Source organism: uncultured Sphingobacterium sp. (genome assembly GCF_964277905.1).
In the GTDB taxonomy this organism is placed as follows: domain Bacteria; phylum Bacteroidota; class Bacteroidia; order Sphingobacteriales; family Sphingobacteriaceae; genus Sphingobacterium; species Sphingobacterium siyangense.
On the sequence record NZ_CAXYKD010000048.1, the window covers coordinates 418,381 to 443,489 of the forward strand.

The following is a 25,109-nucleotide window of genomic DNA, read 5'->3' on the forward strand; positions in this document are numbered from 1 at the left end:
AAATTAGTGTGAATGTATACAATGAAACAAATAAAATTGATGCCCCTTGCTGCCTTGCTGTCAATTGTTCTGCTTGATTCATGTGCGGTGCAGCAAGCTAAAAAAACGGATCTGGCACTGCCCGAGTCTTTTGACAATAACTTTGTTCCGGCAGATAGCAGTGTGGCTAAAATGACTTATAGGGATTTCTTCAAGGATCCCGTGCTTGTCGAATTAATAGATTTGGGTATGGCCAAAAACAATGATCTTCAAGTCGCGATAAAACAGATTGCTATTGCTTCCGAGGGGTTTAAGCAGTCGAAATGGGTTTATGCGCCGGTTGTGAATGCCAGTTTGGTAAATGCCAGTATTAATAGACCATCCAATAATAGTATGAACGGCATGATGGCGTCCCAGTTTATGGGGCAGCATTATACGACCGATTACACCAGTGCGGTCAATATTTCTTGGGAACTGGATATCTGGGGCAAGCTCAAAGCTCAGAAGCAGGATGCCGTTATCGAGCTGTTAAAAACGAAGGAAGCAGCCAATGCGGTAAAAACTAGACTGGTCGCCGAGATTGTGCAGGCTTACTATAATCTCCTCATGCTCGATAAGCAACTGGCCATAACGAAGGAAAATTTATCTTTTGCCGACAGTACTTGGCAGATATTAGTGAAACAACAGCATCTCGGGATGACAACGGCCTTGGCCGTACAGCAGCAGTTTTTGGTGAAAGAGCAGGTATCCAAGCGGATACCGGATATTGAAGGCGCAATTGCGATACAGGAAAATGCGCTTAATGTACTTGTGGGAAATTATCCGCGGCGCATTGAAAGGGAAAAAGGCTTGGATGAAGTTTATGTACCCAATCAGCTTGCTGCGGGTATTCCCGCTGCATTGTTGAGCTTTAGACCTGATGTGCGTTCGAAAGAACTGGATCTTCGAAAGAGTTATCTCGGAGTTCACTTTGCGCGGGTGAGCATGTATCCGGGATTGAACATCACAGCGCAGGGGGGCCTTAACTCTTTTAAAGCAAGTAATTGGTTTACTATTCCTGGTGCGCTTTTTGGAACTGCGGCGGGTGCGATTACGCAGCCAATATTTAATGGTCGCCAACTAAAGACAAAATATGAACAATCCAAGATCATGGCAGAACAGGCTGAAATCCAGTTTAAACAAGCCGTAATCTTGGGTGTGGCCGAGGTTTCCGACGCATTGGTGAAAATTCAAAAATTGGATGAACAGCGTTTAATTGCTGCGGATGTTATCAAACAGTCTCGGGAAATTGTTGACAAGTCACTGCTGCTTTATAAATATAATGAAGGTACTTATCTGGAAGTGATTATTGCACAAACGAACCGACTGCAGGCAGAAATTGATCTAGCAACAGTCCAAGCTCAAAAACTTAATAGCATAGCCATACTGTATCGCTCTTTGGGCGGAGGCTGGTTATAAAATGAACGCTTGATAGGATGAAAAAGAGTATTTGTATTTTGATAAATCCAAGCACCAGACCACCGGAGCTTACGATAAGACATGAGTTTATTGGAAAATATCAGGAGTTTGTGCTCGTCGATGCAAATTTGGATTTTTTAGATCATCTGGCACTTCAACTTGAAAATATGGACAAATCAGTCATGATCATCGATCGGCTAGATGAACTTTATCGGTATGTCTGCCATATCAGGGCAGACATACAGGATTCAATCGAATTTAGGTTTTTTTAATTAAAGAGAATAATAAAAAAATAAGATGAGCCATTTTGTACATACATTTTCGATCAGTAGTACGGTACTGACGAAGAAGAAAGAAGTTTTGGATTACCTGAACCTAAGGGTTCCCGGAATTTTATTTACTGCGATTTATCTGGACGATCATTTAACTTATTTGTTCGTGAAGACTAAAGGCAGGGTCAGCGATTTGATTCTACTCCTTCTTGTGCAAAAAGGAATCGTGACCCAGCTACTCAATTCAGACGTTTCCACTGGAAATGTCGATATTCCGATCATCGTCTGATCAAAATATTACCCTTAATTTCATGGAAAGCCCGACAACTTGTCGGGCTTTTTTGCGTAGATGCACTCCATTTTTATGCTTGTCCAACCCAATTCATTGCTTATACTATCAAGCTGATGGCTGGATTGCTGCTAAAGACTTTTTAAGGGGGGCAGATTTACATGCATTGTTATCTATTTTGAACGATAAAGTATGAGCTCAAATTGGTACAATATGATACATTGTATCAATTTTACGCCGATTTGTTCCACCATGCTGAATTGTCATAAAAATTCTGTTGATTAGTCCTTTGTTTGTTATTGCTTTGGATTAGATCTTGTGTTTAACTTCATCAAGAATTGCCCTGTAGAAAATTACTGCGATGAAAGCCGATCAATCTCCTGTTGATTCTTTCGGATGGACGTTAATACTAATTTTTAAGTTATAGCAGATCAACTATAAATTCGTTCTATTCCATATAGCCACATGAAAAGACAACATCGCTCCGTTTTTCTAAAATCTATTGTTTTAAGCAGCACAGCCTTTTTGGTTCTAGGTGTTCTTTTTTCCTGTTCGAGTAATCGAGGATTTTCGGGTAAGCAGGAATCGATATATCGCCATGAACTTGATCGTTTAAAGGAAGTGGCAAAAAATAACCTAACAGACAATATAAAGGAGTTCAATGCTTACGAGCACCGGCCAAAATCGGACGGTGCTTTTGACGAATCCAACAACAAAGAATTCTTGGTCAATAACATTCCGTATTTTGAGAGTTCCAACGATACCCTAAGTCGCGTGTATAATTATCGTTGGTGGATGATCAGCAAGCATCTTCGGGATTATTACGATCCACATGATTCAAAGAAATATTGGGTTATAACAGAATTTTTCGGGTATCCCGCCTGGGGATCCTTGAGTGGAGCGATTACCTGCCCAACAGCGCATCAGTTTTACGATGTACGTTGGCTTCGTGATCCAAAATACCTTCGATCTTATGCCGAATATTTTATGCTTGGATCAGCTTCCAAAATAAATCAACGGGAAAACGGTAATTTTTTGACCCACTTGAGCAGGCCCGAAAGTGTTCATTTTTCCAGCTGGATGGTCGATGGTATTGAATCATTTTTAAAAATTCATCCCGATCAGGCCTGGACGCAAAAGATGCTTCCCGCAATGGAGACCCATCAGCACCTTTTGGATAGCCTATTCACTGTAAAAAATCCAAATGCGAAGACCGACGGCATGTACAAAATTCTGGATCTGTACGATGGTATGGAATTCAGCCTTTCGGCGGTACTTGGCTTAATTGAAAGTAAAGGACCTTATGCTATTTATACCGATAGTACATGGAGAGATCTCTATTTAGGTTGGGGGACGACAGACAAGGCGGCAAATACGACTGCAGCGAGGGACTTTCCATTAGCCTTTACCAAAGGTTATCCTGATTTTTATTTGGTGCGCCCATCCGTTGGAAGTTATTCCTTTGGAAATAACAACGCATTGTACAATCTCTATAGACTGGAACAGCAACAACATCCTTCGATTAAGAATAAGGCGAAAGCAGATTACTATAAGGTCAGAAGCCAGGAAATACAGCAGAAATTTCTTCGGACACTTTGGAATTCAGATGATGGTTTTTTTAATACCTTAACAGCTGGTGACAACGCCTATGGTGTACGGGATTACGAAGCGCGGGTGCGGGAATCCGTTGGTTATACCCCCTGGTATTTCAATATGATACTGCCTGAGGACAATAAAAAGTATGAAGTAGCTTGGGCGATGTTTACTTCTGAAAAAGGTTTCAATAACCACAAAGGAATGACCACGGCCGAGAGGCAACACCCCTATTACAATGAGCAGGCTTATGCCTGGAACGGCAGAGGATGGCCTTTTCAAAACTCGGTCGTCTATAAAGCATACAGCAACTATTTAAGAAATTATAAGAATCAAATCACTGCGCAGGACAAAGAGACCCTTTACGAACAAATTATGAAGCTTACCCGACTTCACGGTTATACCCACCCAAATATCGGTGAATGGTATATACCAAGTGATGGCGAGCAATTTGGTGGACAGAATGATTATTTTCATTCAACCTATCCTGACATGATCATAGCAGATCTCATTGGCTTTAAGGCTACCCATCACAACAGCTTTCAGCTTCAGCCACTGATACCTGCGGGCAAAATGGATTATTTTTACCTCGGAAACTTAGACTATCACGGGAAAACTATCGACATTGTCTGGAAAGAAGACTGGGATCAAAACAAACCAGGAAAACAGCCTATGTTATGCATTTGGGTAGATCATGTTTTAAAGGCAAGCTGCAAGAATCTTGGTGTCAAAATAGACGTAAATTTAGACTAATATCAACAGGTGTTTAACCAATTTAAAATGCATCGATTGGATGAATCTATTTTAACGGAAATTTAGAAAATAAGACTCTATTGCACAACCATCATTTTAATTATACGGAACTCAATCGTTAAATTTGAGAAATTGAGCGGCACAATGGTAAATGATTACAAAAAGTATGAGCTATTTGGAAGACCGATGATGCAAAAAATTGCTTTGAAGGCACCATTTACATTTGAATTTCCAGTAGCGGAACAGGCTTGCTTCCTCTATGTGCTGGAAGGGGAGATGCAATACCAAGCAAATGACGAAGAGCTAACTATTGTGAAGCATTATTCCTTATTGCTGAATTGTATTAATTCTGGAAAGCGAATCCAAGATGTGAATCCATCGCAAGATTGTCAGCTGTTAATCGTCACTTTTTATCCAGATACCTTGAAGAAAGTTTACGATAGAGAGTTACCTTCGTTGCTGCTTGAACCCGAAAATATCATTTCAAACCAATCAAAAGAAAAAATTGACAATGATTTCCTGATCCAGAAATATGTGGAAGGCTTGCTGTTCTATTTTGAAAATCCTTCATTGATCAATGAAGATATACTGGTGCTCAAATTAAAAGAAATTATATTGCTCCTGTCCCAAACGAGAAACGCGTCGGTCATACGGGTGATATTATCACAGCTTTTTTCTTCAAGTACCTATTCGTTTAAACAGATCATTGAAGCCAATCTCTTTTCTCAATTGACCATTGAGCAGCTTGCGGAACAGAATAATCTGAGTGTTTCTTCATTTAAAAGAGAGTTTGCCAAATTATATCATGATACACCTGCCAGCTACATCAAAAATAAGAAGCTCGAAAAGGCGGCAGAGCTCCTTTTGGTTTCCAATCAGCGTGTTTCCGAAATTGCCTTTAACTGTGGATTTAACGACCTCGCAACATTTACAAAGAGTTTTAGTGACAAATACCACATATCGCCAACAAATTATCGTCGACAGCTTAAAAGCAACTAAAAACCAATGGTCATTTGTATATGGTATTCCATTTTTATCGAGGGGACCAAGTTTTCTCCAATAAGATTGTAGTCCTGTTATTTGAACTAAAATATCAAATCTTTGAACGAAATCAAAAAACCATTTTTCTTATTCTATTGCAACTTTGTAGTGTTCCATTAAAGGGTTGTTATTCCATGGATTGTGCCGTGAAAGCCTGACAACGACCTTACATTACAGGAACATTTTTTTGAAATTATCAACATTAAAAATAGAAAAAATGAATTTATCAGGTTTAGGAGTTTTCCACACAGTTATTGGTCTTACAGCACTTTTAGGCGCTGTATTAGGTTTTATCAGCTATGGCAAGATCAATCTTAAAGTATTATCGGGGAAGTTATATTTTTATGCGACAGCCATCACTTCTCTTACGGCATTAGGAATTTCGAAACAGGGTGGCTTCAATGCCGGGCATGTTTTTTCACTCTTCATCTTGGTTCTTGTCACGGTGGCCTATTGGCTGCACGCAACAAAGAAAAGTAGTACGAAGGCCCGGTATTTTGAGAATTTTCTATGGTCATTCAGTTTTTTCTTGTCGCTGGTGCCTGCTGTTAATGAGACCTTTACCAGAGTTCCAGTCGGACGTCCCTTGGCAACGGATATAAATGATCCAATTATTGGACAGACCCTTCTTTTCCTTTTTGTGCTTTTTATTATTGCAGTCATTTTTCAATACTTCAAACAAAAGAAAATCAACACTGAATTGGGGGCAGAACCAAAAAGTCGAATCCAGTAGATCTATTTGATCCAAGCCGTTCTCGCACGCTCATCTTTAGCGCCTTTCGATTCATGTGATGCTGTAATCTAGTTTGTTGTACATTATTTAAAATATGACAAACTAATCTTTTGCTTTTATTGTTAGAATTTGTAAGAGTTTTAACAACATAATCATTTTGAAATATATGCTTAATTACGATTGTTTAAAGAAATTAAAGATGTGCGGCGGAAAAAATAATTCAACGGGATTACTTCTGGCAATGGTGGCGGGAGCGGCACTTGGTACATTGGTAGGTGTATTGGTGGCACCGAATAGTGGAAGAAAAACGCGAAAGAAAATCAAGGCAAAAACAAGGGATCTCAAAGAGCAGGCAAAACATAAATATGACGAAGTAGCCGATAAAGTGAAAGAAGAGTATGATCATGTGTCATCCTCAATTAGCGAGACAGCAGGCCATGTGGCTGATAAGGTCTCTGATGAATTTGATAAGTATAAAGATAAAATAAGTGCTAAGACTGCCGAAGAGACAAAAGCGATTAAGGATGCATTTAAAGATCAAAAAGAAAAATAACTTTTGATTCAAACAGCAGAACTGGCAATAGACATTGTGCGGTCTGCTGTTTTTTTTTGATCTTCACCTCTTAAATTATAATGTCCATGCCCAGATGGGTCATTTCTCCCATATCCAATGGTTATTCGATGGTTTTCGTTAGCTTTCAGTAGCGTAGTGAAATCCGGCTCTAAATTCTAGGGGCGAAAGTTTGGTTTTTGTTTTAAACAATTTGCTGAATGACTGTGAATGTTCAAAGCCTAATTCATAGGCGATTTGACTAACGGAAAGTGCCGTTGTTGACAATTTCTCCTTTGCTTTTTCAATCAGTTTTTCGTGAATATGCTGTTGGGTACTTTGCCCCGTTAGTACTTTAAGCAAACTGCTGAGATACTTAGAGGAAATATTTAAGTTATCTGCGATATATTGAACGGATGGAAGACCATTTGAGATCAAACCATCTGTAGAAAAATAAGCATTCAGCAGTTCTTCCAGGCGATTTAAAACCTGATTATTGGCTTTCTCTCGCGTCAGGAATTGTCGGTTGTAAAAACGCTCCGAATAATTCAGTAATGTTTCGAGGTTTGATACAATAATGTTCTTGCTGAATTTGTCCATATTTGCTCGATATTCCCGTTGGATATTTCCAATAATATCGTTTAGTGTTTTCTCTTCACTTTCTGAAAGAAATAAAGCTTCATTTGCCGAATAATCGAAGAATTCATGCTCTTTAATGGTTTTCGCCAATGTGGTATTCCATAAAAAGTCTGGATGAATAAGCAACATCCACCCGCTTCGGTTTACGTTGGTAACAGCGTCATTTTCTTCCAGTTTCAGCAATTGATTGGGCGACATAAAGCCGAGTACACCGTTGTCAAAATCAAATAGCTGCTGCCCATAGCGCATTTTGCCTGTGATGCCCCTTTTATTGGAAATGACATAAAAATCAAACAATAAGGCCGAAGCATCATCCAAAGGAGAACGTTTCATCTTTGAATAGTCCACAACACTGAGCAATGGATGCTCAGGCTGTGGTAAACCTCTTAATTGATGAAATTCACTGATCGTTTTTATACGCTGTGTTCGACTTTGTGGCATATAACAAATTTATAAATAATTCTGATGAACATCTTCCAATAAACCGATATGCGTAGGCGACCAATCTAATTGCTGCTGTGTCTCAAAACTTGTCGCCGGGCTATCGAAGGTGATGAAATGGCTCAGCCATTGGAAATGTTTGACAATATCTTCACCCCGTAATGAAGTAACAGGCAAATGTAATTTCGTGCCGATCAGTTCAGCAATTGCACTGATTTTAATGCCAGTTTCACCAATAGCGTTGTACAATGCCCCAATTTCGGCTTTCTCGGCCGCCTTGCAGAAAACTTTTGCAGCGTCTAAACGATGAACTGCTGGCCAACGATTGTCCCCATTTAAGGGATAGGTCGAAACACCATGATCGCGTGCAAATTGGATCAGACTTGATGTGAAGCCTGCCATAAAGCCAAGATCACTGCTGCCGTGAACAGAGGGTGGTAAGCGAACCACTGAAGCATGGACACCTTTTGCTGCCAGGGCCATTGCCGAAGGTTCTGAACCTCTCGGTGAATTTAGAAGTGTACTTTCCTCTGTGACGAACCCGTTGATAAGTGGTAGACCCAAGGTTCCAGCTGTAACGACAAGCGATTTTTGTGTACCGAGCAGCACTTCGCCCATGGCATTGATCGCATTGATATCAATTTCGGCAGCTTTTGCATATTCATTTGCAAACATCAAATCGTGGGAAAACCCCGTATGGATGACGGCGTCGGCGTTTGAAGCGGCTTGTTTTAATATATCCAAGTGCTGAAGATCGCCACGGATTACCTTAGCACCCAAATTGGCGATTATCTCTGCTGATTTTTCTGAGCGTGCTAAACCAGTTACTTGATGTCCCGCATCGATCATTTCTTGAACGACTGCTGAACCTATAAAGCCCGAAGCTCCAGTTATAAATACTTTCATAATCTTTTTTTTCTTGAGACAAAGTTCTGTGTAAAGTTGCCCGCAGATGTATCCAAATGTCAGAATGTTGTAGCCATCTTTCAGAAAATCGATGAACTTGTATTTCGTAAGCTGCAGTATTTTTCAAAACAAGGCTTCTGTCATGAAAGGAGTATCGTATTAAAATCTCGAAATGATCAGTCAAACTGTCCCATATACAAACGATAATATTTACCTTTTTGCTTTAAGAGTTCTACATGCGAACCGAACTCGGCGATTCTCCCTTTTTCGATCAGACAGATTACGTCGGCATTCCTTATGGTCGAGAGTCTATGGGCAATGACGAAGCTTGTTTTGTCTTGCATTAACCGGTCAATACCTTCCTGAATAGCAATTTCAGTGCGTGTATCGATTGAGCTGGTCGCCTCATCCAATATTAAGATTGGCGTATTGGCCACAGTTGCCCGGGCGATGTTAATTAACTGCCGCTGTCCCTGACTCAGATTGGCCCCGTCATTGGTCAATTCGGTTTTATACCCTTGTGGCAGTTGCATGATAAAGCTATCTGCGGCAGCAAGCTTTGCTGCCGCTATCACTTCATCATCCGTTGCGGTGAGCCTGCCATAACGGATGTTTTCCATGACCGTATCGGTAAACAAATGGGTGTCCTGAAATACGATAGACAGTTTTTTACGCAGTTCATTGCGATCCAACTTAAAAATAGATGTCTTGTCTAAAAGAATATCCCCGGATAGCAAAGGGTAGAAGCGAGGTAGCAAATTGATAATTGTCGACTTGCCGGCGCCGGTCTCACCCACGAAAGCGATCTTTTGTCCTGGTTTTACGTCGATGTCAATATCAAATAAAACCTGTTTTTCGGGTACATAGCCAAAATTTACATGCGATAGTGTCACTTGGCCCTGAATCGGAGCCGGCATTGGCAATGGATCTATCGTTTCACTTTCAGGAGCAGTGTCAATAACGGCAAAAATACGTTCTGCGCCCGCAAGAGCTGCCTGTAAGCTGTTGTATTGGCTGGAAATCTCGTTTACAGGCCGTCCAAATTGCCGTGCATACTGTAAAAATGCAGTTAACCCCCCTAAATCAAATCCACGTGTGATCACTAGAATACCACCTGCGATGGTAGTCAGCGCGTAATTAATGGTGCTCATATTCGCCATCAAAGGCATCATCATTCCAGAATAAAACTGGGCCTTTGTTGCTTTTTCCCGCAGTACCTGATTAAGCTGCTCAAATTGTTCGATGGCAGCGTTTTCGTGGCCAAAAACCTTCACTACCTTTTGTCCGCTGATCATTTCCTCCACATAGCCATTGGCATTGCCGAGCGCAGCTTGGTTGGCGGCAAAAAAACTCTTGCTCTTGTTGATGATCAGTTTCGCCAGATATAACATCAGCGGAATCATGATCAATGCAATAATCGATAGGATAGGGCTGATATACAGCATGAGGGCGAGTGTCCCCAACAAAGTAATTGAGCTGATTAAAAGCTGTGTGATACTATTATTCAGGGCATCGCTTACTGTATCCATGTCATTGGTGAAGCGACTCATCAGATCACCATGCTGATGGGTATCGTAAAATTGCAAAGGGAGGTACTGCATGCGGTCGAACAGATCATTTCGGAGGTTAGAAATCGTTTTCTGTGCCACTTTTATGGTCAGTCGGTATTGCAACATGTTGAAAATTCCTGTAGCGATATAAATTCCGATCATGACCAGGGCAATATGTCCTAGACCAACAATATCTTTTTTGAGGACATAATTGTTGATCGCAGGCCGTAAAAGGTAGTTGCCTGCCAGTGTCCCTGCAGTTCCCAGCAAAAGTGAAATTAAAATCAGCAGGAGCATCAGCCGTTGCGAAGAAAGGTAGCGCATCAATCGCCATAAAGCTTTAAATCCCTGTTGAGGCTTTTCATTTTTAATGCGTCTTGAACTACCGGGGCCAGGTAAACTCACGGGAATGGATTTGTTTGAGGTACTCATTAGGCTTCTTCTTTTTGCAGGTGTTGTGACTGATAAATTTCCTGATAGCTGGTATTTGTTTGCAGAAGTACATCGTGTGATCCAGAACCGACAATGCGGCCTTCTTCCATGACCAATATTTGGTCGGCATGCATGACGCTCGAAATACGCTGCGCGATAATCAATAGGGTGGTGTTCTGCAGATAATTTTTTAAACCTTCACGTATTTTTCTATCGGTATCGATGTCCACAGCACTTGTACTGTCGTCCATAATCAAGATTTTAGGTTTCTTCAATAAAGCCCTGGCAATACATATGCGTTGTTTTTGTCCTCCTGAAACATTGACGCCTCCTTGTCCCAGTAGTGTCTGATAGCCGCTGGGAAAGGAGCGTATAAAATCGTCTGCACAGGCAATCCTAGCGGCAGCGTAAATATCCTCTTCTGTTGCCTGCTCATTTCCCCATTTGAGATTTTCTAAAATCGTTCCTGAAAAAAGTTGGTTCTGCTGCAACACAATCGCAATCTGGCTGCGCAGTTCCTGTAGTTGGTAATTTCTGACATCGATGCCATCTACTAAAACGGCACCTTCAGACACATCATATAATCGTGGAATTAATTGTACCAAAGTGCTCTTTCCCGAACCTGTGCCACCTATGATTGCTAGGATAGTCGCAGGCTTTACTTCGAAGCTAATATTGTCAAGGTTGGGTTTTTCACTTTGTAAGTTATAACGGAAAGTGACTTGCTTAAATGCGATCCGTCCCGTTGTGATGGCGTATCTATTTTGGAGGCCTTCCGCAGTATCCGTTAAGGAGGGTTGTTTCTCTAAAACTTCTTCAATTCTATCGCCAGAAGCGATTGCCCTTGAAATCATCATGAAAGTCAATGAAAGTAGCATCAAAGAAATAAGGATTTGCGTGATATAACTTAGAAATGACATCAATCCACCCAGCGCAAGCGTTCCGGTCATTACTTTTTGTCCGCCAAACCAGGTCACGGCAACAAGCGACAAACCCATCACCAATTGCATGACAGGCATGATAAGGACAACGATGCTCGAAGCTTTGGTGGCAACATCCATCAGATCGAAATTCACTTTGTCGAATTTCTTTTTCTCAAAATCCTGTCGTACAAAAGCTTTTACTACCCGCACATTGAGTAGATTTTCCTGCACAACACTATTGACACGGTCAACTGCCTGCTGCATCTTGATAAAAAAGGGGAGTCCTTTGCGTAATAAAATAAAAATACTTAAGGCCAATATAGGCAATGCAATGGCCATCACGATGGACAGATCCTTATTAATAGAAACTGCAAAGATAATGGCAAAAACCATCATAAGGGGTGCTCTTAGAAGCATACGCAAGCACATCATCATGACTTGCTGCATCATATTGGTGTCGTTGGTGAGCCGTGTTGTTAGCGAGGCCGAACTGAAATAATCGGTATCCGCAAAAGCAAAGGATTGTATTTTTCGAAACAAGGCCGTCCGGAGATTCGTCGCAAAACCCACCGACGCGTGTGCAGAGTAATAGATGTTGCATAAATTGGCAACGATAGCAACGATCGCTAATCCGATCATGGCCAATCCAATTTTCAAAATGTAGTTGATATCTTTATGCAAGATTCCGTCGTCGACAATGATAGACATCAGACGGGGTTGTACAATCTCGCAAAATACATCGATCACAACGAAAAAAGGAATAATCAAAAAAGCCTTTCTAAATGACTTGGTATAAGGGGTAAACGTGGAAAGCTTCATCTGCCTGTATATCCATTAAATCATCTAGTCCAGTTTGTAAGCCTGAACGCTGTTACTCCTAACGGTAGGCACATACAGCATACCTGAAGATTTGTCGTATCCGATATCGGCAGCGTTTATCTTTTTGTCACGTGTGTCAAGTAATACAGCATTGGAGCCGTCAGGTTTGACATGATAGATCAGTCCTTGCCAGCCAGAAACTACAAATTCGTTGGGTTTAATTTGTACGACACCGTCCAATCCGCCTTCCATACCTTTCGATATTACGGTAGTTTTTTTATCCTGATCTATCTTAACAACCGCGCCATCCGATAGCACATACAAGTCTTTGCCGACAGCCAGCAACCCATTTGCACCTTTTAGGTTTTCTGCATAAAGCATAGGAGAGTCGTTTTCAATGCGATAGATTTTTCCAAGTCGCGTATCACTTACATAAACGATACCCTTTGAGTCAACAGTAATGTCATTGAGCAGCTCAGCACCATCGATGGTAATTCTTTTGACGATGCTTGCTTTATCTATATCGATGACGGCAATGGATTTAGAGAATGCTTCAGCCGCGTAGAGCCGGTTTTTGTGGATTCCTATACCCAAAACAGCATTGAGTCCTGTAACCCAATCTCTTTTGATAAATTTTCCGTCCATATCCAGTTTACTGATGAATGCTGTAGTATTAGGTTCGAAGGCGATCGTATTTGAAACATAGAGTACTTTGTTTTTGGCATCTACCCAAACGGACTCTGGAGATCTTAGGGTGGTGTCCGATTGCCATTGGGGCGTTAAAGACTTCTGTCCAAATAGGACTTGTACAAACATGATAAGGGTTAATGTTAACGTAATTTTCATAGAAAATCGGATTGAGATTTATATTAGTTTAATTTATTCGAATTAAATAACGATTACCCAAGGGAACTTTGGTCTTCCGCTAAAGAAGAAATAGTTGTAGTCAAGAAAAAAAACCGACCATTGAGTTCATTTAATATACAGAATTTAGATCGTATTGTTTTCTTTTTTCGAAAGAAAACCTCATCGGATCGCTCAGATCAATTACTTCTTTATAAATAAACTGGTGTAGTATTTATTTTCAATATACAGCAAAATTACTGTACGCACATTAAATGTATTTATAAATAATTTTTCATTTTATACAGATTTATGGAAGCTATTAATTTCTTGTTAATAGTTCATTAATGGTACATAATAACTTTGATTTCAAGAATAACCCCAGTAAAAATTTAGCCTTCCGGAACAACGAGGCAGTATGGGGACTAGCATTGAAATAAACCAATATGTATAAACCAGTCTTCAACCATTTATAAAAAATCACTTAATTATGAGTATTAAGCAGCAAAAAAAAGTATGTATAATCTTCTTGTTGATCGCTTTGATGATGTCCTGTTCAAAGAGCGAAAAGAAGATTGAAGAATCTATCCCGAAAGAGGAGGCCAAAAAAGCGAATGGCAACAATGGGGTTTCCGCGACAGGCGATGTCGTTGGGCAGATTACCGTGGGATACCAGGGCTGGTTTTCCTGTGCGGGTGACAATTCACCCATGGGAACACATTGGTGGCACTGGACTGAGGCTTGGCAGCAGACGCCGACCCAAGGTAATTTCCATATTCCTTCTTGGCCTGACAACAGCGAATATCAAAAAAAATACAATACCAATTTACCGGCATTGGGCAATGGTTCGCCTGCATCTCTGTTTTCTTCATTTGACGATCAGACAGTCAATGTCCAATTTAAATGGATGAAGGATTACGGTATCCACACGGCGGCATTGCAGCGATTTAATCCCACAGGGATAGAAGGTCCTATTCGTAATGCGATTACGGCTAAAGTTAAAACTGCCGCCGAGCAACATGGTATCAAATTCTATATCATGTATGATGTGTCGGCCTGGGTTAATATGCAGGCTGAGATAAAAAATGATTGGCTAAATCTGATGAAACAATATACCCAGTCTACTGCCTATGCCAAACAGAACGGCAAGCCTGTGGTCGGTATTTGGGGATTCGGTTTTAATGACAACAACCATCCCTGGTCAGCAGCCGTTTGTCTGGAGGTTATTCAGTGGTTTCGCGATCAAGGCTGCTATGTCATGGGCGGTACGCCAACACACTGGAGGTTGGCACAAACAGGAGGAGATTCGAGACAAGGCTATATCGATGTCTACAAATCATTTGATATGTTGTCACCTTGGATGGTAGGCCGCATCGGAACCATTGCAGACGTGGACCATTATGCGCAGCATATCCAAAATGCTGATCTACAGTTTTGCAATTTAAATAACATAGACTATCAGCCCTGTGTATTGCCGGGGTCACTGCAGGAGGGGCAACGAAAACATGGTGATTTTATGTGGCGACAACTCTATAATTTGACCGCGCTTGGTGTCAAGAGCATTTATGTGTCCATGTTTGATGAGTACAACGAATCCAATCAGATAGCGAAGACAGCTGCAACTCAACATGATGTTCCTGTTGGGCTGGGGATTAAATCTATGGATGAAGATGGGACTGTTTGCTCTTCAGATTATTATCTCCGGATTACAATGGATGGTGGAAAGATGCTAAAGGGACAGATAGGGCTAAGCCCAAATAGACCAACATCCCCTCAATAAGTCAACTTTAACGTACACAATTGGTTTATATAGTTTAATAGTGTAGCCGAATCTTTGTCATGAAGATTCGGTTTTTTATACTGTTTATTATCCGATCAGAAAAGCATTTTTCATTTCCAATTCAGACTTTCTTTAGTAACTTTAATCCATTGTAAACGCTGAACTCATCGTTTATAAGACTTTGCAGAATACGTTTTGCCTTGTACAACGTTGATCGGCAAGGTTGTTATGTATCGTCCTTGGTCGCAAGTCCAAGGGTGTTCATCGACCTAAGTAAAGACGATTCTGGGATGGTTTCGTGCTTATATCGATTGTCATGTTTCAAAAAAAAATAAAAAAAATGCTCTTTATAATTTTATTCATTGTTGCGGTAGTCGCCGCAGGTGTGGCCTATTATTTATTCACCAATGGTAACGTTAAAGTAGATATGGCTTTGAAATCAGCTACGCTATATGGATTTAAAGTTAAGGGGTTGGACGGCTCGTGCATCGATTTCGCGCAATTTAAAGGTAAAAAGATACTCATTGTAAACACCGCTTCTAAATGTGGGTTTACACCTCAGTACGAGGGGCTTGAACGCTTATATAAAAGATTCAGTGATAAGTTGGTTATTATAGGTTTTCCTTCAAATGATTTTTTAGACCAAGAACCTGGTAAGGATGCCGAAATAGCTGCTTTTTGTCAACGGAATTACGGCGTAACTTTTCCGATGGCAGCAAAGATTGATGTTAAAGGAAAACGGCAGGCGCCTATTTATCAGTGGTTGACCAACAAAAGCTTGAACGGCGTAGAAAGTTCTGCTGTCTTGTGGAATTTTCAGAAATATCTAATCGATGAAAATGGCAGGCTTATGAAGCATTTTCCTCCAAAAATAGATCCCGAGGATCCTGCAATTGTGGCGTTGCTCGATTAGTTAGATAGCGCTCATTCAACTTTCTTTAAACATTTGAAAGTCCGCGGTAGTGGATGGCTGCAGAATGGGAGAAATTCTTTAATAGAACCGCCAGTCAAATTACTAATGAGTTCATCGATTGATTTGCCAGCTTTTCTAAATCCTGTACCCTTAAAATCTGTTATATAAATATCCAGTTCGCCTGCTACATCAATTTCATAGTCCCAAAAGAGATAGTAGCCATTGTCGCTGGAAGCGAAGGGAAACAATCGCTTTACGATTGACAGCGAGCAGTCAGGACCTATATCAAACCAAATATCATCATTTTTAACATCATCAATATAGGTACTTCTAATTTCATCGGATCTAACAGTTAATGAATCTCCATAGTTGCCCATCGGAATATAAATATGAAATTCACCTAATGCTAACCCGTATCCATAGTTTTTTACAAAGGATTTGTATGATTTAGGAAAAGCTTTTCCATTTGGGAATCTAAAATTCTCGAGAATTGACTGATCCCCAAATTCAGAAGGTGTACCTTCTATTTGCAGATCAAAGGTATTATTTAGCATAACGTTTTTATAAAAATTCGCATATTACGATTCAAAATTTCCTGCCTATTGTTGATTTTTTTTTAACTTATTTCTTTACCGCCACTTACTTACCTGCAGTACGTTTTCATCCAGTTGTGCCACTAATGATTTCGCCCGTGCTTTTAAGATCAATTTTCTGCCAGTAATTGTTCGGGTAAAGATTAAATCACAATTCCCAACGTGTGCTTCCCACTGATTGCTAAAATATTCGGCGAACTCTTTTTTGCGTGCCAACAGTTCCGGAACAGCATGATAATCTTCCTGCTTGACAAAAAAAGCAAATTTGTTTTTCCTGACAATCACATAACGCGGATTATTGATCGGCGCAATAATCTCCTGTAGTGCATTGATGAATATTGATTTGTCGTATGTTGTGCCTCCTTCCAAATGGCAGTAAACGGAACCCGAGCGATCAACTTGCGTTTCTATTCTTACTTCGTTTCGATCAGTCCGTATGATATGAGCTTTTAGCAAGCCATTTAAGAGTGCATAACTCACTTGGTTGAGATCTTTGGAAATATCTCGATATTTCAAATATAGTCTGAGTGACCTGACTGTATTTCTACCGAAAAGCAGCATTCCGACTGCACTCAAGCTGGCCATGTAAATATAAAAATCTTTTAGGCTTTGCATATTTTTTAATGCTCTAAAAAATCCCTGTACATTGTCAAGTCCAAAACTAAGCCAGGAAGCGCCCACTGTCGCGAGTAAGTTTCTAATTGTTTTGTTGAGATACAACGATTTTACACGTTGATAATCTTGTTCTTCCGCAAAAGGTATCTTGATCTCCTCGACGAGATTCACTCCTTTGCTAAGCGCATCATTCCACCGCTGTCTGAGGTTCTCTCGGTCGGCAGCAAATAACAACATTTCCGCATTTTTCCGTGAAATTTCCCCAACGTTGTTTATGTTTTCGGGTAGATCAAAACGGCCTATACCATTTTCAATTTCAGGTTCTTGTCGCAGCGAGACGCCGACAAAACTTTTGAACCGTCGCTTTAATAATTTAAGGTCATCACCGCCCGTTGCGGAAGTGGAGTCGGCACATACCAAATGCCAGATATTTGCCGTTTTGTCCTTATTGCCCTGTTGCGCTCTGATAGCCCGACCCCGCATCTGATTGGAAAGTACAAATGAGCCGACAAAGCTCGCTAAAATCAGGGCATTGATTGCCGGAGCGTCCCAGCCTTCACCTAACAATGACTTGGTCCCCAGTAGGACTTCAATTTCTCCAGTCTGGAATAGCTGTGTGACGATGTGAACGATATCGTGTTTAAGTCCCTCTGTCTGGTTTATTAAAAGGTAATTTGTATCAAAAGGAACAGGGCTCGCAGCGTTGTCATAAATATCATACTTAGCAGCAGTGGTTTGAAATGCAGCGTAAGTGCTAGCCGGAATAATGATCATGGATCCTGTAAGTACAGCGATTTTCTTATTATTCTTATTTTCCCGTCTCAATTTTTCGAAAATAGGGATAACACCTATTTTGTTCAATTCAAGCGTATTATGGTCGGTGCTTACATAGAATTCTTTTCGGATAAAATCCGAAAGGACTACCAGCCGTAGGTTTCTACCCAATCTTTCATATTCAAAATCCACAATCGCTGTAATAGCGTCCATTTTACTGATACTGGATGTCAAATATTGTCGGACACGGCTATTTTGGGAAAAGTTAACCCGTTTTCTTTCCGTGGCACCATGCCTTTGTAATCTATTTTCTAGCATGTTGCGGTGTTCTTCAAACGCATTGAAATGTACCTTTTCCTGGTACAGATAAAATTCAAGTAGAATTTCGAGCCATTCATAATCCAGGCGAGGTATTTTAAAATCTTTGCCACCGATGATCTCCATATGGAGCTCGGGAATTGGAATTTGGTTGGCATGGAGAAAAATTAGGCATGCTGAGTAATATTTCAGGTTATTATAGACCCAGTCGAGATCATCCATCGGGTTTAACCATATCGGATGATTTTGGACCGCCTGAAGTACGATTTTGTCGCTGCTTACTTCCTTAAACAGTTTAAGCATGCCATCCCTATAATCGGCAATAAACTGTCTTTCCTTTTGGCTAGGATTGGTGAAATAGATATAATCCTGATGTGGACATAGATCACCCTCAATGACAAGTTCGGGGACGGAAATTTCTGCATCTATGGGGCCATTGAGGTCCATGTAGCGCTGCCATTCTATTGGAGTGACATCGTAAGGTGGAGTTGCTGTTAGACCAACAACCGTCGGCTTCAGCTTTTTCTTTATATGGGTTAATGTATGCCACCATTCATTTTTAAGATGGTGTGCTTCGTCGACGACAATCGTACCGATTTTTTGCGATTTCAATCCCTTTAGGATAAGCTCAAGGTTTGACCCGAGCTCCGGTGCATCCTGATCATTGCAGGCAGCATGCAGCCCCTGATAGGTTACTACGGTGAAAAATTTCGGATTCCGGATATCCCTGGAGATCCAGTCCGGCACGGTGTCCGTTTGAAGAAAAAGTTCACAGAACCGTTGTATCCATTGGTTACGGATTGCACGTGTCGGTGCGAGAATTAGTGTTGGTTTATTGATGCGTATAGCGACTTCAAGCCCCAAAACTGTCTTACCTGAACCAGGTGGTGCCACCACATGTAAATGACCATCTTTAAGATGCTCTTGTAATTCTTCAAGTACCCGAAGTTGGTAATTGCGCCATGAATATTTGAATTTAATTGCTTTAGGGTATTCAGTCAATAGATCCGGATAATTTAAAATTTACACTATATTGTAGTGCAATATACCAATTTTGGTTGCAAATACGATTTGCCGTAAAAGACTTGTGTAATTCCTTCTATTGACCTCGAATATAAGTGGTATATTAAAATTATATTTCTTTTAAGTTAAATATTGTATATACTTACCGAAGGGAAAAAAATAGCCGTTTTATCCAACATGGAGGTGCCCCCTAAGTACGTTTAAAGCATTTTCAAAGCACTAGTCCCTTGTGCCTGATCAGTGTTATATCCGTGCTTGATCTGTGCTTGATCCGTACACCCTCCAAAAACGGGCTAGTTTCAAGCGATTAATTTTAGCAGTTGGTTAATTTTTGATTAATTCTGGGCGAGCGGGATTTGGCATCGTTTCATCCTCCGTTAGGCTTATTGGACAGCGGAACAATTATTATTCGCGGAGACAGAATTTATATTCGTACATCACTCCCGGAAAATAACTTGATATCTTTGTAAGCGTACTTGAAAGTGTTATCGATGAATAGACAACAGTAATTATAAAAATACGGGTAATATGGGAAAAATTATATTCAGATTTTGGTTGGTTAATGTACTGATAAGTGTCGCGCTATTTATCCTATACCGACTTGTTATCGCAGAGACGAATACGGCTGCTACAGGATTTCTGGAGACGATTATAGTTATACTGGACATTGTTGTCAATTTAGGTTTTTCAACAATTTATCTTTTCGTAGTGATTTTATGTTCTTTACTATTTTTTCTAAATCACATCGAAAAAATTCGCCGAAATAAAGTATTATCGTTTCTGACATTTTCGGGAATACCTGCTGTTTGTCTGGTCTTACTGATTATTTATATTTTGGTTGGAGTTTATAAATATAATATGGTTCTCGCCCCGTTAAAAATGCTGCTCCTGTTTTCTGTTGTTTATCTAGCCAGCACCGTCTTAGAATTTGTCCTGTTCAGAAAAATAATCGAAAAACAGCAGGCTGCTCCGAAAGTTCAGCAATAAAACTGCATCATTGTCGTCTGTCTGACTATTTGCTTAATCAAATTAATCAAAATTGGCTGAGTTCAGATACCCCGATGATCTTAATGTTTCTAAGATGTAATTCGCTTCAGCTTGATCCATGTCATTCGCGAATTTTATTGTTTTAAAACCATATTCAAATCGAATAGTCCCTCTATTTTTAAACAACGACAAATCATTCCTGCGGCCCCAAAAAACAAATTCAAAGGGTTCCTCTTCGATATGAAAATTCTTTACTTCCCGTAGATCAAATATCTTATTTCTGAAGAATATATCATTTTTTCTGGCGATGCTGATCTGCTCACGATCTATCACGATGATTTCTTTTCCAATTAAGTGCCACGATAATGTTTTAATCACAAATAAGCCCCCCAGAGTCCAGCCAATCAACCAGATTACTTGAAACAACCGATCAAATTCTAATCCGCTATTTCCGTTATTAAAAAAGTCCTTTACGAACGAGCCTCCAACAAAATTTAATCCAATAAACCAAGCGACCAGCCACAAACTAAGGAATGTTATGACAGGCATATGTTTTTTTGCAGGGATGGTAATTTGGTATCCATTTGACGTTTGGTCAATATTTGCAATACCATCATAAGGTCTTTCCATGGTGATAATTTGTTACTCGTTCAAAATTGGTTAATTTAACAGGGACTAATATGCGAAAAGTAAAAGAATAAAGAAACAATTTTTTATCATTAAATTATACTAATTTTTTCAGGATAAGCCATCTGATTTGTCCGTAATTCGCAGATCAAATTTTTCTATTGCTGTTCTCGATGAATTCTAATGCTTCCTCTAACTGATTTTCATCAAAATATCGCTCTTCTAAAGCCGAGTTAAATAAATGGAGCATCTTGTTTTCAATATTGACTATTGACTTCATGAAATCAGAATGGGATACAACTGCACTGCGTCCGATTTTTCCGAAATGTTTAATTCCCCATAATTCCCCTTCAAAAAATGCTTTTAATTTCATGTCTTTCATCACAGACATGTCTTTAACCTTAATCAATATGTTGACATGCGCATAACCTTCATTCAATTTTTCTTCGAAAAGCTGTTCTATCAAAAGCACATCAGTTTCTGTAAATGTTCCTATTAATTCCAGCGCAAGTGCATTGCCTTTAAATTTTTTTATTTGATTGATCATATTGGTTTTATTATTTTGTATTTCATCTGTATAGTAAAGTTAAAAAATATGGAACGTAATTGAAATTGAGTTACGAACATGAATTGAAACCCAATTGCGGGGGCTGACGAATGAATGGTCACTTTCTGGCATATTTACTTTCCTTTACAAAAAAACGTAGGGGTAGAGCCGCGTGTTCCTGAGCATAAGCGATACCGATTCGTGCTGCTTTTCCGATTTGTGCGGGATTGTATTTTAATCCCTGATCTTCAATCCAAATGCGGTCGTTGGTCAATAGCGCATCATTAAACGACGCGTCAATTCCCAAAGCTTTGGCCGAAGAACCTGGTCCGTTGGAAAATGAGGGTTTTTCTGGTAACACGTGTCTCCGTAAAGCCATCACGTCAATGCCAACGAGCGGTTCAATACTCCTGATTAAAACGCATTGAGGATCCGCTGCACCAGAGGTAACAATATTCAACAGATGGTGAATCCCATAACATAGATATACATAGGCCACACCACCTTCACGATACATCGGCTCAGTCCTGGAGGTTCTCTTTCCGTTAAATGCATGAGATGCTTTATCCATAACGCCAAAGTAAGCTTCAGTTTCGACAATTCTACCCCCTGTTAGCAGGCCGTCTTTTTGCGTATAGAGTACCTTTCCTAACAGATCTTCTGCCAGGAATAAAGTATCGGTATTGTTATAATAAGATTTAGGCAGTTTACTCATCCTTTATACAAAAAATTGACTTATTTATCATTCGTATGGTACTCGTATCGGTAGAGGTATTCAATCCTTCTCTAAGCACAGTTTTGTTTATCCCTATTTCCCAGTTCTTTTTCTCCTAGGTTACATCGTATGTGTTCTCCAAGATTAGCCAATCCAAATCTGAAAGCAATACCATGCCATAACTGGCAACATCAATAACCTTACCCATCATCATCTATGAATCAAATTGTCAACGATTATGTCCATCGTCTAACGTTGATTAAATATAGGGAAAATCACCATTTTATCGCTAACGAAGAGTAGTTAAGCAAATGATTTTCAAACTCAAATTACAGCGCGGATAAAAAGCCTTTTTATCTTAATTTTCGTGAAGCCTAACAGCGGCAATAGGGAAGGTGGCATAGGCTGACAAATAGTAAGCAATGTATACGTATGGTCTGCCAAAAAAATATGATGACGGCGATTTTTCAGGTATCCATACCAATATTGCTTTAACGTGGCACGCAGTAAATAAGGACAACAGTGTGGCGCTGAGCATTGAGCCGACGGAAGCAAAAATACAAAAGGTATTTACATATTACCTTGTCCTAATTGACCGAGCCAAGGTTCGGGTTTTTGTGATGGCAAAAGATTTTGATGAACTGCTGAACCGCAAAGAAAATAGGAGTGAGATCAAATTGCCTGGCCAGTTCTGGGAATATGTAAGCTCCTGGAAATACCTTTACGAACTCGATGAATAGGGGGCGTCATTTTTTTATTTTATAAGATATGGGTTGCACCAAATTGACCAGGCATTAAAGTTGTTGCCACTTTGATCTTGCGTAAGGAGCTCAAGATCATCGACACCTGTGATATCTAGATCAAAAAGATACTGTTCATTGGGCTTGACATTATGGGAAGAAAGGATTTTCCTATTACCACGGATGATAAATTGAATGCCCTCTGGTTTTTGAGCGCCGTCACGTAAAGCTGCGATGATTTTTAATTGCCGCCACTTTTTTGCAAGCTTGTACTTATATAGGGATGGTGCATGGGCATATAATCCTTTGCGATATACCTTAGCGCTGTTTTCTAGAAAAAATAAAGCGTTAGATTCTGCTGTGTAATAATTTCTCGCTGGGTTTTCCCAACCTACGTAAGCTTCTTCCCATGCTGCGTCAGAAAGAAAGATACTATCCTTTTTTATGGTTTTAAGGTTGATGGGTTGGTCGTCCTGCAACAATTGATTTAAGACACTCAACTTGGCCTGTTTTTGATTATCCAGGCTGTCATTTTCTACTACTCTAATCAGGTCATTGACGGTAGCCTGACCAAAATTATTAATGGTTAGGAAATCTCCTTCGTTACTATGGCTAACCATTTTTCGGTATTCTTTAACTGATCCGTTGTCAAATAAAAACAGCATTCTAATTTCATAGGGTATATTGCCTTCAAAAGGAACAATATCAATTTCTACAGAATTGCTCTGGTTGACTACAGCGGTAAAGCTGTTGCTCAAATACTCGGAGGTATTATAAGGGTGGATCAACGCTACAACGCCATATGGTACTGTACCTGCACGGTACTGGAGCTTTAATTTTGTCGTATTTTCAGCTTGAAATAGCTTAAATGATTGTAATAGGAATTCGTTTTTTTGTTGGATAGGTTTTGGTCGCTGTGTAAATATGGGATGACTACTTAATTGAAATACTGAGGCTTTGGAAAATTTAGCTGATTTTAAACCTCCCCATTTTTCGTCTTTGTAGTGCCTGCTGCCATATTCTCCCATTAAGGAAATCGTTTTTGAATTGAACTCATTTGGAAAACCATGATCGTGTGGTAATCCAAAAAGGTGGCCCATTTCATGTGCGATCCCACCAAGGTACCAACTGTTGAACTCTCCTACAGTACATGCTTTATTTGTGGCAAACATCTCAGTAAAAGTTATTTTGGTGCTTGCGTCCGTGAGTAGTGCCGGATCTAGGAGGTCGCAGTCTGCAACCATGCACAAGCCCGAGGAAGCAGAGCCCCTTCCATAGTATGGCGAATGAAAGATGTAGGTACCATTTTCATCTTTATGGCTTAAAGCATTAATAACAAGGATATGTTCGGTGTTTGGATTGATAGCAGGTGCCAGTTTTTCGAAGATTTCATTTTCTATTTCACGCCCTGAATTTATTGTATAATCATTTGAGGATTTCGCCCCTTGAACCAAGTGGTACCGATAACCCGAATCGTCTGTCTCAAAAGAGATACCATCACTCTTAAATCCCGAATTTCCAAGCTCAGTTTTGTAATAGGAGGAGATATCTTTCAGTGTTCGGTCGAGACGATTTTTCCAATCGGAAGATAGTTTTTTGTCAGCAGGATAAAAATAAACAACCTTAACAGTATGAAGCAGTTTACTTTTATTTTTTGAAATTGCTCCTTGAGCGAATTGGTTGAGTGTTAATAGTAAAATAGACAGCATTATCCAGAGGAAGTTTGGCTGACGTTTCATCCATGGTAATATACAATCGCTATTGATTTCAATTAGGTTTAATCTAGGTTTCATATTATCTAGACACTAAGTTAAATAAAATCAGCATGATTTTCATTAATAATATGCATAAGTTCCTCTTCTATATCGTTTTATATCCTATTTGGCTTGAAACGCTGGTGAAGGGGAAATCAATTTATTCTTCCTTACGATAACCCGAGAGATCAAGTCCAGCTTGATTGGCCCAAATAATAACTCCTCCGTTTTTGGTCTTTTGTGGTTTCTATTTTCATATTTTATTTGGGTGGAGTGCTGTCCATCTATCAAGGTGTTATGCATATGCGGAGCCCGAATTGATGAAAGATCCTTTGTGGAATTATATCGTCTTAATACTCTCACGTATTTGTTATAGCAGCTGCTTTCGTTTTATAAATGGGAGTATCAGCGGAGGTAGCTTTATGACAGGATTGCAGAGGTAAAGCGTTGATTATGCCTAGTACGATCAGATGAACCATTGTGATATTTGGGGATGATAACT

The 25,109-nt window shown here is 39.9% G+C and carries 22 protein-coding genes; 11 read left to right on the top strand and 11 right to left on the bottom strand.

Annotation, left to right across the window (positions count from 1 at the left end; translation table 11 throughout):
* Positions 1-21 precede the first annotated feature (21 nt).
* From ACHWSC_RS23445 to ACHWSC_RS23475, 7 genes are all read left to right on the top strand, one after another.
* Complete coding sequence (locus ACHWSC_RS23445; RefSeq protein ID WP_394678358.1) at positions 22-1,437, top strand: efflux transporter outer membrane subunit; 1,416 nt, start codon at positions 22-24, stop codon at positions 1,435-1,437.
* 17 nt (positions 1,438-1,454) lie between these two features.
* Positions 1,455-1,709 (top strand): hypothetical protein, encoded by a 255-nt coding sequence (locus ACHWSC_RS23450; protein WP_394678359.1) that lies wholly within the window; start codon positions 1,455-1,457, stop codon positions 1,707-1,709.
* A 25-nt stretch (positions 1,710-1,734) separates the two neighbouring features.
* Positions 1,735-1,998, top strand: coding sequence for a hypothetical protein (locus ACHWSC_RS23455; RefSeq protein ID WP_394678360.1), 264 nt, complete (start codon positions 1,735-1,737; stop codon positions 1,996-1,998).
* 465 nt (positions 1,999-2,463) lie between these two features.
* Complete coding sequence (locus tag ACHWSC_RS23460) at positions 2,464-4,344, top strand: hypothetical protein (protein WP_394678361.1); 1,881 nt, start codon at positions 2,464-2,466, stop codon at positions 4,342-4,344.
* 144 nt (positions 4,345-4,488) lie between these two features.
* The gene (locus tag ACHWSC_RS23465) at positions 4,489-5,343 is read left to right on the top strand and encodes an AraC family transcriptional regulator (RefSeq protein ID WP_394678362.1); all 855 of its coding nucleotides are present in this window, start codon (positions 4,489-4,491) and stop codon (positions 5,341-5,343) included.
* A 259-nt stretch (positions 5,344-5,602) separates the two neighbouring features.
* Positions 5,603-6,118, top strand: a complete 516-nt coding sequence (locus ACHWSC_RS23470; protein WP_145327393.1) for a hypothetical protein — start codon at positions 5,603-5,605, stop codon at positions 6,116-6,118.
* A gap of 199 nt (positions 6,119-6,317) precedes the next feature.
* Positions 6,318-6,671 carry a YtxH domain-containing protein gene (locus tag ACHWSC_RS23475; RefSeq protein ID WP_394678363.1) on the top strand — a complete coding sequence of 118 codons (354 nt, stop codon included), beginning with the start codon at positions 6,318-6,320 and terminating at the stop codon, positions 6,669-6,671.
* A 138-nt stretch (positions 6,672-6,809) separates the two neighbouring features.
* Here the strand turns inward: ACHWSC_RS23475 and ACHWSC_RS23480 are convergent, their stop codons facing one another.
* From ACHWSC_RS23480 to ACHWSC_RS23500, 5 genes are all read right to left on the bottom strand, one after another.
* The gene (locus ACHWSC_RS23480; protein WP_205398696.1) at positions 6,810-7,748 is read right to left on the bottom strand and encodes an AraC family transcriptional regulator; all 939 of its coding nucleotides are present in this window, start codon (positions 7,746-7,748) and stop codon (positions 6,810-6,812) included.
* A 9-nt stretch (positions 7,749-7,757) separates the two neighbouring features.
* Positions 7,758-8,654, bottom strand: coding sequence for an SDR family oxidoreductase (locus ACHWSC_RS23485; protein WP_201670820.1), 897 nt, complete (start codon positions 8,652-8,654; stop codon positions 7,758-7,760).
* Positions 8,655-8,830: 176 nt separating this feature from the next.
* A complete protein-coding gene (locus ACHWSC_RS23490; protein WP_088161156.1) occupies positions 8,831-10,636 on the bottom strand; it encodes an ABC transporter ATP-binding protein in 1,806 nt (601 codons plus the stop codon).
* Entirely contained in the window at positions 10,636-12,378 is a 1,743-nt protein-coding gene (locus ACHWSC_RS23495; protein ID WP_394678364.1) for an ABC transporter ATP-binding protein, read from the bottom strand. Before ACHWSC_RS23495 ends, ACHWSC_RS23490 begins: the two co-directional genes overlap by 1 nt.
* A 24-nt stretch (positions 12,379-12,402) precedes the next feature.
* A complete protein-coding gene (locus ACHWSC_RS23500; protein WP_394678365.1) occupies positions 12,403-13,224 on the bottom strand; it encodes an ATP-binding protein in 822 nt (273 codons plus the stop codon).
* A 487-nt stretch (positions 13,225-13,711) separates the two neighbouring features.
* Between ACHWSC_RS23500 and ACHWSC_RS23505 the strand changes: the two genes are divergently transcribed.
* Entirely contained in the window at positions 13,712-15,001 is a 1,290-nt protein-coding gene (locus ACHWSC_RS23505; protein ID WP_201670826.1) for a glycoside hydrolase family 71/99-like protein, read from the top strand.
* A 340-nt stretch (positions 15,002-15,341) separates the two neighbouring features.
* Positions 15,342-15,914: a glutathione peroxidase gene (locus tag ACHWSC_RS23510; protein ID WP_394678366.1), complete on the top strand. Its 573-nt coding sequence runs from the start codon at positions 15,342-15,344 to the stop codon at positions 15,912-15,914.
* A gap of 11 nt (positions 15,915-15,925) precedes the next feature.
* Here ACHWSC_RS23510 and ACHWSC_RS23515 read toward each other — a convergent pair whose 3' ends face one another.
* Both ACHWSC_RS23515 and ACHWSC_RS23520 read right to left on the bottom strand, forming a co-directional pair.
* Positions 15,926-16,468, bottom strand: coding sequence for an SMI1/KNR4 family protein (locus tag ACHWSC_RS23515; protein ID WP_394678367.1), 543 nt, complete (start codon positions 16,466-16,468; stop codon positions 15,926-15,928).
* 75 nt (positions 16,469-16,543) lie between these two features.
* Positions 16,544-19,216, bottom strand: coding sequence for a DEAD/DEAH box helicase family protein (locus ACHWSC_RS23520; protein WP_394678368.1), 2,673 nt, complete (start codon positions 19,214-19,216; stop codon positions 16,544-16,546).
* A 549-nt stretch (positions 19,217-19,765) separates the two neighbouring features.
* Between ACHWSC_RS23520 and ACHWSC_RS23525 the strand changes: the two genes are divergently transcribed.
* The gene (locus tag ACHWSC_RS23525; protein ID WP_394678369.1) at positions 19,766-20,224 is read left to right on the top strand and encodes a hypothetical protein; all 459 of its coding nucleotides are present in this window, start codon (positions 19,766-19,768) and stop codon (positions 20,222-20,224) included.
* A gap of 42 nt (positions 20,225-20,266) precedes the next feature.
* Here ACHWSC_RS23525 and ACHWSC_RS23530 read toward each other — a convergent pair whose 3' ends face one another.
* From ACHWSC_RS23530 to ACHWSC_RS23540, 3 genes are all read right to left on the bottom strand, one after another.
* On the bottom strand, positions 20,267-20,854 hold the full coding sequence (locus tag ACHWSC_RS23530; RefSeq protein ID WP_394678370.1) for a hypothetical protein: 588 nt from the start codon (positions 20,852-20,854) through the stop codon (positions 20,267-20,269).
* 145 nt (positions 20,855-20,999) lie between these two features.
* Positions 21,000-21,398, bottom strand: coding sequence for an STAS/SEC14 domain-containing protein (locus ACHWSC_RS23535; protein WP_394678371.1), 399 nt, complete (start codon positions 21,396-21,398; stop codon positions 21,000-21,002).
* Between the two features lie 118 nt (positions 21,399-21,516).
* Positions 21,517-22,113, bottom strand: a complete 597-nt coding sequence (locus ACHWSC_RS23540; RefSeq protein ID WP_394678372.1) for a DNA-3-methyladenine glycosylase — start codon at positions 22,111-22,113, stop codon at positions 21,517-21,519.
* A gap of 422 nt (positions 22,114-22,535) precedes the next feature.
* Between ACHWSC_RS23540 and ACHWSC_RS23545 the strand changes: the two genes are divergently transcribed.
* Positions 22,536-22,853, top strand: a complete 318-nt coding sequence (locus ACHWSC_RS23545; RefSeq protein WP_394678373.1) for a hypothetical protein — start codon at positions 22,536-22,538, stop codon at positions 22,851-22,853.
* Positions 22,854-22,867: 14 nt separating this feature from the next.
* Here the strand turns inward: ACHWSC_RS23545 and ACHWSC_RS23550 are convergent, their stop codons facing one another.
* Positions 22,868-24,646, bottom strand: a complete 1,779-nt coding sequence (locus tag ACHWSC_RS23550; protein WP_394678374.1) for an NPCBM/NEW2 domain-containing protein — start codon at positions 24,644-24,646, stop codon at positions 22,868-22,870.
* Positions 24,647-25,109: the final 463 nt, after the last annotated feature.

Excerpts from the sequence above, each read along its gene's own strand:
- ACHWSC_RS23500 (WP_394678365.1), bottom strand. The coding sequence starts at position 13,224 with ATGAAAATTACGTTAACATTAACCCTTATCATGTTTGTACAAGTCCTA.
- ACHWSC_RS23550 (WP_394678374.1), bottom strand. The coding sequence starts at position 24,646 with ATGAAACCTAGATTAAACCTAATTGAAATCAATAGCGATTGTATATTA.
- ACHWSC_RS23470 (WP_145327393.1), top strand. The coding sequence starts at position 5,603 with ATGAATTTATCAGGTTTAGGAGTTTTCCACACAGTTATTGGTCTTACA.
- ACHWSC_RS23445 (WP_394678358.1), top strand. The coding sequence starts at position 22 with ATGAAACAAATAAAATTGATGCCCCTTGCTGCCTTGCTGTCAATTGTT.
- ACHWSC_RS23465 (WP_394678362.1), top strand. The coding sequence starts at position 4,489 with ATGGTAAATGATTACAAAAAGTATGAGCTATTTGGAAGACCGATGATG.
- ACHWSC_RS23485 (WP_201670820.1), bottom strand. The coding sequence starts at position 8,654 with ATGAAAGTATTTATAACTGGAGCTTCGGGCTTTATAGGTTCAGCAGTC.
- ACHWSC_RS23540 (WP_394678372.1), bottom strand. The coding sequence starts at position 22,113 with ATGAGTAAACTGCCTAAATCTTATTATAACAATACCGATACTTTATTC.
- ACHWSC_RS23515 (WP_394678367.1), bottom strand. The coding sequence starts at position 16,468 with ATGCTAAATAATACCTTTGATCTGCAAATAGAAGGTACACCTTCTGAA.
- ACHWSC_RS23455 (WP_394678360.1), top strand. The coding sequence starts at position 1,735 with ATGAGCCATTTTGTACATACATTTTCGATCAGTAGTACGGTACTGACG.
- ACHWSC_RS23450 (WP_394678359.1), top strand. The coding sequence starts at position 1,455 with ATGAAAAAGAGTATTTGTATTTTGATAAATCCAAGCACCAGACCACCG.
- ACHWSC_RS23490 (WP_088161156.1), bottom strand. The coding sequence starts at position 10,636 with ATGAGTACCTCAAACAAATCCATTCCCGTGAGTTTACCTGGCCCCGGT.
- ACHWSC_RS23530 (WP_394678370.1), bottom strand. The coding sequence starts at position 20,854 with ATGGAAAGACCTTATGATGGTATTGCAAATATTGACCAAACGTCAAAT.
- ACHWSC_RS23475 (WP_394678363.1), top strand. The coding sequence starts at position 6,318 with ATGTGCGGCGGAAAAAATAATTCAACGGGATTACTTCTGGCAATGGTG.
- ACHWSC_RS23480 (WP_205398696.1), bottom strand. The coding sequence starts at position 7,748 with ATGCCACAAAGTCGAACACAGCGTATAAAAACGATCAGTGAATTTCAT.
- ACHWSC_RS23535 (WP_394678371.1), bottom strand. The coding sequence starts at position 21,398 with ATGATCAATCAAATAAAAAAATTTAAAGGCAATGCACTTGCGCTGGAA.
- ACHWSC_RS23545 (WP_394678373.1), top strand. The coding sequence starts at position 22,536 with ATGTATACGTATGGTCTGCCAAAAAAATATGATGACGGCGATTTTTCA.
- ACHWSC_RS23505 (WP_201670826.1), top strand. The coding sequence starts at position 13,712 with ATGAGTATTAAGCAGCAAAAAAAAGTATGTATAATCTTCTTGTTGATC.
- ACHWSC_RS23525 (WP_394678369.1), top strand. The coding sequence starts at position 19,766 with ATGGGAAAAATTATATTCAGATTTTGGTTGGTTAATGTACTGATAAGT.
- ACHWSC_RS23460 (WP_394678361.1), top strand. The coding sequence starts at position 2,464 with ATGAAAAGACAACATCGCTCCGTTTTTCTAAAATCTATTGTTTTAAGC.
- ACHWSC_RS23510 (WP_394678366.1), top strand. The coding sequence starts at position 15,342 with ATGCTCTTTATAATTTTATTCATTGTTGCGGTAGTCGCCGCAGGTGTG.
- ACHWSC_RS23495 (WP_394678364.1), bottom strand. The coding sequence starts at position 12,378 with ATGAAGCTTTCCACGTTTACCCCTTATACCAAGTCATTTAGAAAGGCT.